Raw genomic sequence first — 2627 nt, forward strand, 5'->3', positions numbered from 1 at the left:
GCCGCTCCCGGATCTCCGCCCGCAGCCGCCTGTCGATGTCTGCGACCGCCGCGGCGAACTCCTCCTCGTCGGCCTGCAGCAGCTCCCGCACCCGCGCCAGCGGGACCCCGGCCTCGGCGAGGGTCCGGATCTTGATCAGCTCGACCACGGCGCCGGCGCCGTACCTCCGGTAGCCGGAGTGGTCCCGCTCCGGCTCCGGCAGCAGCCCCTTGGCGTGATAGTGCCTCACCGCGCGCACCGTCACTCCGGCGTACGACGCCAGCTCGCCGATGGTCAGCATCGGACCAGTCTCCTATTTCGCGGCGCGGGTCCGGTAGAGGCGCCGCGACCAGAGGTAGCCGATCAACCCGATCACCACGCACCAGCCGATGGCCCAGAGCGCGTCCGAACCACCCGGCGATCCGGCCAGCAGGCCGCGGAAGGCGTCCATGATCGGCGTGAACGGCTGGTGCTCGGCGAACCACCGCAGCCCGGTCGGCATCGACTCGACCGGCACGAACCCGCTGCCCACGAACGGCAGCAGCACGAAGATCATCGGCAGGTTGCTCGCGGTCTCCGGGTCCGGGCTGGCCAGCCCCAGCGCCACGGTGAACCAGGTCATCGCGAACGACAGCAGCGCGAGCAGACCGACCAGGCCCAGCCACTGCATCGCCGAGGCGGCGGTCTCCAGGCCGAGCAGGAACGCCACCCCCAAGACCACCGCGAGCGCGAGCGCGGTCTGGATCATCGCGCCGAGCACGTGGCCGGTGAGCACCGAGACCTTGGCGATGGCCATGGTCCGGAACCGGTCGACGATCCCGTTGGTCATGTCGGTGGCGACCAAGACCGCGGTGCCGATGGACACGCTTGCCACCGTCATCATCAAGATTCCGGGAGTGATGAACGTCAGGTAGTCGCCGCGGTCCCCCACCGAGGCTCCCGGCAGACCGGCGCCCATGGTGCCGCCGAAGACATAGACGAACAGCAGCAGGAACAGCAGCGGCTGCCCGACCAGCATCAGCGTCATCGACGGGTACCGGGCCATGCGCTTCAAGTTGCGACGCAGCATGGTGGCCGAATCGCGGACGGCGTACGTCGCGGTGTTCATACCGGCATCTCCTCGGTGGTGGGGTGGCCGGTGAGGGCCAGGAACACGTCATCCAGGTCCGGGGTGTGCACGGTGAGCCTGGTGACCGCGCCGTCGTCGTCGATCTCGTCCAGCAGCCGTCGCAGCGCGGTGAGGCTGCCGTCGTGCGGCAGGGTCACGGTGAGCGCCTCGGCGTCCGGGCTCGCTTCTGGCAGCCGGCGCGCCAGCTCGGCCACCCGCTCGCTGTCGGAGACCTGGAGCTCGACGTGGCCGCCGGGGACCAGCCGCTTCAGCTCGGCCGCGGTGCCCTCGGCGACCAGCCGGCCCCCGTCGAGCACACCGATCCGGTCGGCGAGCTGGTCGGCCTCCTCGAGGTACTGGGTGGTGAGGAAGACGGTGACCCCGTCGGCCACCAGCTCCCGCACGATCCCCCACAGGTCACGGCGACTGCGCGGGTCGAGGCCGGTGGTCGGTTCGTCGAGGAAGATCAGCCGCGGCCCGGGCACCAGGGTCATCGCCAGGTCCAGCCGCCGCTTCATGCCGCCGGAGTACGTCACCGCGCGCCGGTCGGCGGCATCGACCAGGTCGAACCGCTCCAGCAGTCGCTCGACCACGGTCTTCGCGCGGCTCCGGTCGAGGTGGCCGAGGTCGGCCATCAGCCGCAGATTCTCCCGCCCGGTCAGCAACTCGTCCACGGCGGAGAACTGTCCGGTCACTCCGATCGACGCGCGCACCTGGTCGGCTTCGCGGCGTACGTCGTACCCGGCGACCCGAGCCTCCCCGGCGTTCGCAGGGAGCAACGTGGACAGGATCCGGACTGTGGTCGTCTTGCCTGCCCCGTTGGGCCCGAGCAAGGCGTAGACGGTGCCTTCGGGCACGGTCAGGTCGACTCCGGCGATCACCTCGTGGCCGCCGTACGACTTGCGCAGTCCGGCGACCTCGATCGCACTGGTTTTCGTGGTCATGCCGACATGCTGAGGGGTTGACCCTGCGTCAGGGTCAACCGTCGCGGCGACATGACCTCCGCACACCCGCGGCCGCGCCCTAGCCATCACCTTCGAAGGCCGCCTGACCCCGACCACCCGATCAATAATCAAGATCGAGATACACCTTCGTCGGAGGTTGCCCAACCTCCGCAGTGGAGCATCCGGAGCGGCCGGTGGCCGCGTAGAACAGTGCGCTCCGGGGAGCAGCATGCGGCCAATGTCGCATTACTTCGCGATCGCCTCGCGGACGGACGGGACGATCTCCTGGGCCCAGCGGGCCAGGACGGTGAGGTCCGGGGCGCCGTGGTCGGCGGAGAAAAACGTGAAGCCCGACGCGCCGTGCTCCAGCACGGCTCCGGTCAGTTCCTCGACCCACTGGTCGACGGAGCCGCCGAGCCAGCGGCCGTCGCGGTCGCGGGTGGCGGGCAGCGGCCGGTCGGTGATGCGTCCGGGGAAGTTGAAGACCGTGCGGATCTCGTTCGGATCGCGGCCGACGGACGCCGCCGCCTCGTCGATGATCGGCCGGGAGGCCCGGTAGCGTTCGCTGAGCCAGTCGGCCGCGTGGCCGGGGATCC

Annotated in this window: 3 protein-coding genes and 1 pseudogene; all 4 read right to left on the reverse strand. The window is 70.3% G+C overall.

Going from position 1 to position 2627, the window contains the following annotated elements; genetic code table 11:
* On the reverse strand, nucleotides 1–280 hold a 280-nt coding region (locus tag AB0J09_RS61965), incomplete at its 3' end, for a MerR family transcriptional regulator (protein WP_360713489.1).
* 12 nt (nucleotides 281–292) lie between these two features.
* Nucleotides 293–1087 carry an ABC transporter permease gene (locus AB0J09_RS61970; protein WP_360713491.1) on the reverse strand — a complete coding sequence of 265 codons (795 nt, stop codon included), beginning with the start codon at nucleotides 1085–1087 and terminating at the stop codon, nucleotides 293–295.
* Nucleotides 1084–2031, reverse strand: a complete 948-nt coding sequence (locus AB0J09_RS61975) for an ATP-binding cassette domain-containing protein (RefSeq protein WP_360713493.1) — start codon at nucleotides 2029–2031, stop codon at nucleotides 1084–1086. Before AB0J09_RS61975 ends, AB0J09_RS61970 begins: the two co-directional genes overlap by 4 nt.
* A 246-nt stretch (nucleotides 2032–2277) precedes the next feature.
* Nucleotides 2278–2627, reverse strand: a pseudogene (locus AB0J09_RS61980) (5,10-methylene tetrahydromethanopterin reductase); the annotation flags it as partial.

This window comes from Nonomuraea sp. NPDC049784 (assembly GCF_040659615.1).
GTDB lineage: Bacteria > Actinomycetota > Actinomycetes > Streptosporangiales > Streptosporangiaceae > Nonomuraea.